Annotated in this window: 5 protein-coding genes, 4 tRNA genes, 1 rRNA gene and 1 other RNA gene; 9 read left to right on the top strand and 2 right to left on the bottom strand. The window is 52.1% G+C overall.

Features of this window, described 5'->3' with window-relative positions:
- From rrf to birA, 3 genes are all read left to right on the top strand, one after another.
- Positions 1-93: ribosomal RNA gene (gene rrf / locus ACJ8KE_RS23685) — 5S ribosomal RNA — on the top strand; the annotation flags it as partial.
- Positions 94-471: 378 nt separating this feature from the next.
- Entirely contained in the window at positions 472-1,509 is a 1,038-nt protein-coding gene (murB, locus tag ACJ8KE_RS23680; RefSeq protein WP_016929435.1) for a UDP-N-acetylmuramate dehydrogenase, read from the top strand.
- The gene (birA, locus tag ACJ8KE_RS23675) at positions 1,506-2,468 is read left to right on the top strand and encodes a bifunctional biotin--[acetyl-CoA-carboxylase] ligase/biotin operon repressor BirA (RefSeq protein ID WP_016929434.1); all 963 of its coding nucleotides are present in this window, start codon (positions 1,506-1,508) and stop codon (positions 2,466-2,468) included. The genes murB and birA overlap by 4 nt, the downstream gene beginning before the upstream one ends.
- Positions 2,469-2,516: 48 nt before the next feature.
- Here birA and coaA read toward each other — a convergent pair whose 3' ends face one another.
- Both coaA and ACJ8KE_RS23665 read right to left on the bottom strand, forming a co-directional pair.
- Complete coding sequence (coaA, locus tag ACJ8KE_RS23670) at positions 2,517-3,467, bottom strand: type I pantothenate kinase (RefSeq protein ID WP_025304936.1); 951 nt, start codon at positions 3,465-3,467, stop codon at positions 2,517-2,519.
- A gap of 219 nt (positions 3,468-3,686) precedes the next feature.
- Positions 3,687-4,235 (bottom strand): GNAT family N-acetyltransferase, encoded by a 549-nt coding sequence (locus tag ACJ8KE_RS23665; RefSeq protein WP_016929433.1) that lies wholly within the window; start codon positions 4,233-4,235, stop codon positions 3,687-3,689.
- Positions 4,236-4,631: 396 nt separating this feature from the next.
- On the opposite strand from ACJ8KE_RS23665, the gene ACJ8KE_RS23660 reads away from it, so the two are divergent.
- The 6 genes from ACJ8KE_RS23660 to ACJ8KE_RS23635 form a co-directional block, all read left to right on the top strand.
- Positions 4,632-4,707 (top strand) — tRNA-Thr (locus ACJ8KE_RS23660).
- 25 nt (positions 4,708-4,732) lie between these two features.
- Positions 4,733-4,817 (top strand) — tRNA-Tyr (locus ACJ8KE_RS23655).
- Between the two features lie 46 nt (positions 4,818-4,863).
- Positions 4,864-4,979, top strand: a non-coding RNA gene (locus tag ACJ8KE_RS23650) — RtT sRNA.
- Between the two features lie 36 nt (positions 4,980-5,015).
- Positions 5,016-5,090 (top strand) — tRNA-Gly (locus ACJ8KE_RS23645).
- 6 nt (positions 5,091-5,096) lie between these two features.
- Positions 5,097-5,172: transfer RNA gene (locus ACJ8KE_RS23640), tRNA-Thr, on the top strand.
- Between the two features lie 109 nt (positions 5,173-5,281).
- The coding region (locus ACJ8KE_RS23635) for a GTP-binding protein (RefSeq protein WP_048338991.1) at positions 5,282-5,607 on the top strand (326 nt) is incomplete at its 3' end.

The following is a 5,607-nucleotide window of genomic DNA, read 5'->3' as shown; positions in this document are numbered from 1 at the left end:
CCCACCTGACCCCATGCCGAACTCAGAAGTGAAACGCCGTAGCGCCGATGGTAGTGTGGGGTCTCCCCATGCGAGAGTAGGACACTGCCAGGCATCAAATAAAGCCGAAAGCCCTGAACTGACGTTCAGGGCTTTTTGCTATGCGTAAAATAAATATCCTGACAGTATCTATTACTTTGAAAAATGCCTTTTTGGGCATGTGTAACTTATTCTTATAATGAAGAATAATGTTTCTTTGCTAGAGAAATAGCCAGCTAAATATATAATTGATAGTTCCAGATTATTATTTAAATAATAAAAATAGCTATCTATGAACAGACTGATGAGAATTATCCGGTTATATCAAAGATAAATCTTAATTCTTCAGTGTATTAGTCGATAAGTTTCACGTTAATTAAAACAAATATTAGCCAGACGCCTCGAATCGAGTAGACTAGGCGAAAGATTATTTCCGTATGGGTACTGAACGTTATGTCTACTGAAAGCGCGTCTTTAAAAAACCACAATACGTTTGCGCTCCCGGTCAACGCAGCGCACCTGATCATGGCCGATAGAATTGAGCTGATGCTCAAGGTGTGGCAACAAACGCGCAAGCGTCAGGAGCCGTTGCTGATTCTCGGTGAAGGTAGCAACGTGCTGTTCCTGGAGGATTTTTCTGGCACAGTAATGGTCAATCAGTTGAAGGGTATTGATGTTCGGGAAGATAACGATGCCTGGTATCTCCACGTCAGCTCCGGTGAAAATTGGCATGACCTGGTGCAATATACGCTGCAGGCTGGGATCTGCGGCCTGGAAAACCTGGCGTTGATTCCTGGATTGGCCGGTTCCGCCCCTATCCAGAACATCGGCGCCTACGGCGTCGAATTGAAAGACGTCTGCGAGTATGTCGATCTGCTGGACTTCTCTACCGGCGCTATCGATCGTATTCCGGCTGCCGAGTGTGGTTTTGGCTACCGGGAAAGTATTTTCAAACACCGTTTCCAGACCGGGCATGTCATTGTCGGGTTAGGTCTGCGTCTCAACAAACAGTGGCAACCCAAATTGAGCTACGGCGATCTGGCCAAGCTGGATCCTGCCACGGTGACGCCACTTCAGGTATTTGAATCCGTATGCGCCATGCGCCGCAGCAAGCTGCCCGATCCGCGTGAAACCGGCAATGCCGGCAGCTTCTTCAAGAATCCGCTGGTGAACGCAGAGAAAGCCGCAGAACTCATCGCTAAATATCCCGGCATGCCGCATTATCCACAGCAGGATGGCCAGGTGAAGCTGGCCGCCGGATGGCTTATCGATCAATGCGAACTGAAAGGATATCGTATCGGTGGCGCCGCGGTACACCGCCAGCAAGCGCTGGTGCTGGTGAACATCGACAACGCCCACAGTCAGGATGTGGTGGCATTGGCGCGCCACGTGCGCAAGTCGGTGGCCGATAAATTCGGCGTGTGGCTGGAACCTGAGGTGCGTTTTATTGGCGCGACCGGTGAACTGAATGCCGTGGCGGTGCTGTCATGAAAGATACCAAGGTTCCGTTAAAACTGATCGCGCTGCTGGCTGACGGCGAATTCCATTCCGGTGAACACCTCGGTGAGTCATTGGGCATGAGTCGCGCGGCGATCAATAAGCATATTCAGACCATTCGCGAATGGGGACTGGATGTCTTTACCGTGCCCGGAAAAGGCTATAGCCTGCCTGGCGCCATCCAGCTGTTGGAAGCCAAGCGAATCCTCAGCCTGCTGGAAGACAAGCGTGTAAGCGTGTTGCCGGTGGTCGATTCCACCAACCAATACTTGCTGGACCGCATCGACGAATTGCACTCTGGTGATGCCTGCGTCGCTGAATACCAACAGGCAGGACGAGGGCGCCGCGGGCGGCAGTGGATCTCGCCATTCGGCGCTAATTTATATCTGTCGATGTTCTGGCGACTGGAGCAGGGGCCGGCAGCGGCGATGGGGCTTAGCCTGGTGATCGGGATGGTGATGGCGGAGGTCTTGCAGCGTCTCGGTGCGGCTGATGTACGCGTGAAGTGGCCTAACGATCTTTATCTGAACGATCGTAAATTGGCGGGGATCCTGGTCGAATTGACGGGAAAAACTGGCGATGCGGCTCAGTTGGTCATCGGCGCCGGCATTAATTTGGCGATGCGGGATACCAATGCGAGTGGGATCAATCAAGGTTGGATCAACCTGCAAGAAGCCGGTATTAACATCGATCGTAATGAGCTGACCGCCACTCTGCTTAATGAATTGCGGCAGTCCTTAAAACAATTCGAGATAGATGGGCTGGCACCATTCATTGGCCGTTGGCGCACGCTGGATAATTTTATCGACAGACCGGTCAAACTGCTGATTGGCGAGCGACAGATTGTGGGTATCGCCCGGGGTATCGATTCGCAGGGCGCACTGTTGCTGGAACAGGACGGGGAAATCAAACCTTTTATCGGCGGAGAGATATCGCTGCGCAGCGCGGAATAGTGAGAAAAGACAAGGGGACGGCAGCGTCCCCTCGATCGTTCGGTAGGCTTATTTTCTTAAACGCACGCTTTCAACGGCATGGTTGGCGCTTTTGGTCATAATCAGGCTCGCGCGTTCGCGCGTAGGCAGTATGTTCTGCTGCAAATTCAATCCATTGATTTCATTCCATAATTGCGTGGCGATATTAATCGCCTCCGGTTCCGGCAATTTTGAATAATTATGGAAATAAGAATCGGGATTGGAAAATGCGCCCTGACGGAATTTCAGAAAACGATTGATATACCAGCTTTGCAATAGCGTCTCCGGCGCATCGACATATATAGAGAAGTCGACAAAGTCGGAAACGAATACGCGATGCGGATCGTGAGGATAATCCATACCGCTTTGTAATACGTTAAGCCCTTCCAGGATCAGAATATCCGGTTGCTCGATGACTTTATTACCTTCGGGCACGACGTCATAGATCAAATGGGAATAAACCGGGGCGGTGACGCGTTTGGCGCCGGATTTCACTTCCGACACGAATTTCACCAGGCTATGCATATCGTAAGACTGCGGGAAGCCTTTTTTCTTCATCAGGCCGCGTTCGTTCAGCACCTTATTAGGGTGCAAGAAGCCGTCGGTCGTGATCAACTCAACGCTGCGGTGTTCTGGCCAACGGCTCAACAACGCCTGCAACAGACGTGCGGTTGTGCTCTTACCTACGGCTACGCTGCCGGCGATGCCGATGACATAGGGAATCTTTTGCCCGTCGGTGCCGAGGAATTGCTCGAGCACCGCCTGTCGGCGCAGGTTGGAACTGATATAGAAGTTCAACAGTCGTGACAGCGGCAGATAAATCTGCGCAACTTCTTCCAACGAGAGATCTTCGTTAATCCCTTTCAGTTTAACGATCTCTTCTTCCGACAACGTCAGCGGCACCGAATCTCGCAACGCAGCCCATTGGGTACGATCGAACTGTAGGTAAGGCGTTGCTAAAGATTGATCTCTTTTTATCATAAGCCAAATTCTGCCTGTTAACGCAGGTTGGGAAAGGCGCCGGACGCCAACTCCAGAGAATAAACAAGCTGCATATTATAGACAGCTTCGTTTTTGGCGTAGACTTTTTTCGCAAAAGTTGTCGATAGGCAGCAGTTTATGTCAATTGTGCGAAGCGGCGCGCAGTTGATAAAGCGGGGTTGCAAGGCGGTATCATCAGAGCCGGATACCGCCTGAAGACTAGCTGGCGATAGCGCGCGAAGGTTGATTTACGGTGAACAGACGTTTGTAATAAATGACGGTCGGATGGTAATGCCCATCGGGGCCCGCTGCATAATCCGGCAGCTCGCCCAAACAGCGATAACCCAAGCTGCGATAAAGCGCTTCTGCCGCCGAACCGGCCTGCGTATCCAGATACAATAGCCCGCGTTGCTGCTGCAGTGCCGCGTACTCCAGCGTTTTCATCAGAGTCTGACCTACGCCGTTGCGGCGAGCGCGGCTATGCACCAACAGCTTCACCACCTCCGCACGATTACGGCCGTTCGGCTTCTGGCAAAGCTCGAGTTGCACGGTGCCAACGACGCCGCGATCGTCACGGGCAATCCACAGCAGCAGTTCACCTTTGGCCAAGGCCGGTCGCAGACTGTGGAAGTAGCTCTCGGCGTCTTCGTGAGGAATTAAGGTGTCGTAACCGACAGAAGCGCCGTGCGTGACGGCATCGGTCAACAGGCGGGCCAACTCATCGCGGTAAATCGGCAACGTAGCGGCGTTGATAGGCACTATTTTCATCGGTCATTCCTCCTGGGATGGGGGTAATGAAGAGAAGCAATAACTGAGCCACAACGGCGAAAGGCATAGCGACGGCAAAAGGGCGAGGGATCAGTGTAGCTCACGCCGCAGTCCGGGGCAGGGATCCCCTTTTTGGTGCATCGATCCCGCTCACAGTTTACCATCGCGGGTTAAGTGTTTTGAGAAGCCCGACACGGAGAAAGCGGTGCTCAAGGCTTGCAAAAAGTGGATAAAATTGTAGAGAATGATTGCCGCGAGTGATGAATGTTTGCACGCCGCAGGCTGCAAATTGCATGACAGTATGCAAAATTGACTGATTTATGAGCGAAAGTGCGCGTAAAGCAATTTTTTTGTTGCATAGGTCGCCCGCTCTACCTAGAATGCGCTGCACTTGATGCCGGCTTAGCTCAGTAGGTAGAGCAACTGACTTGTAATCAGTAGGTCACCAGTTCGATTCCGGTAGCCGGCACCATTCAAGTCACAAGTAGTTAAAATCTGGTGGGGTTCCCGAGCGGCCAAAGGGAGCAGACTGTAAATCTGCCGTCACAGACTTCGAAGGTTCGAATCCTTCCCCCACCACCAAATCTTGCCTTCGGCGATTAACTGAGATGCGATGAATACCGCAGCGGTTGATGGCGGGAGGAGAGGGCGAAAGCCTTCGGCAAGGTTCGAGCTGTGCAGCGCAAGGCGCAGCCGGCCCGAAGGATGCGAGCCGAGTGATGAACAATCCTGCTCCATCCCAAAATTCTACAGAAAAATCAGGTAGCCGAGTTCCAGGATGCGGGCATCGTATAATGGCTATTACCTCAGCCTTCCAAGCTGATGATGTGGGTTCGATTCCCACTGCCCGCTCCAAGATGTGCTGATATAGCTCAGTTGGTAGAGCGCACCCTTGGTAAGGGTGAGGTCGGCAGTTCGAATCTGCCTATCAGCACCACTTCTTAATTTCTCGCCCCCTGATTTTCTTTCTGTTCTGGATTCAACGAGCAAATGCTTGGTTGATGTGGTGATACCACCGATTTATCCGTGTCTTAGAGGGACAATCGATGTCTAAAGAAAAGTTTGAACGTACAAAACCGCACGTTAACGTCGGTACTATCGGCCACGTTGACCACGGTAAAACTACCCTGACTGCAGCGATCACTACCGTACTGGCTAAAACCTACGGCGGTTCTGCACGTGCTTTCGACCAGATCGATAACGCGCCAGAAGAAAAAGCTCGTGGTATCACCATCAACACCTCTCACGTTGAGTATGACACCCCGACTCGTCACTACGCGCACGTTGACTGCCCAGGGCACGCCGACTACGTGAAAAACATGATCACCGGTGCTGCTCAGATGGACGGCGCGATCCTGGTAGTAGCTGCGAC

The organism is Serratia sp. CY56464 (assembly GCF_052168435.1).
In the GTDB taxonomy this organism is placed as follows: domain Bacteria; phylum Pseudomonadota; class Gammaproteobacteria; order Enterobacterales; family Enterobacteriaceae; genus Serratia; species Serratia marcescens.
This window is presented reverse-complemented; position numbering and strand designations above follow the sequence as displayed.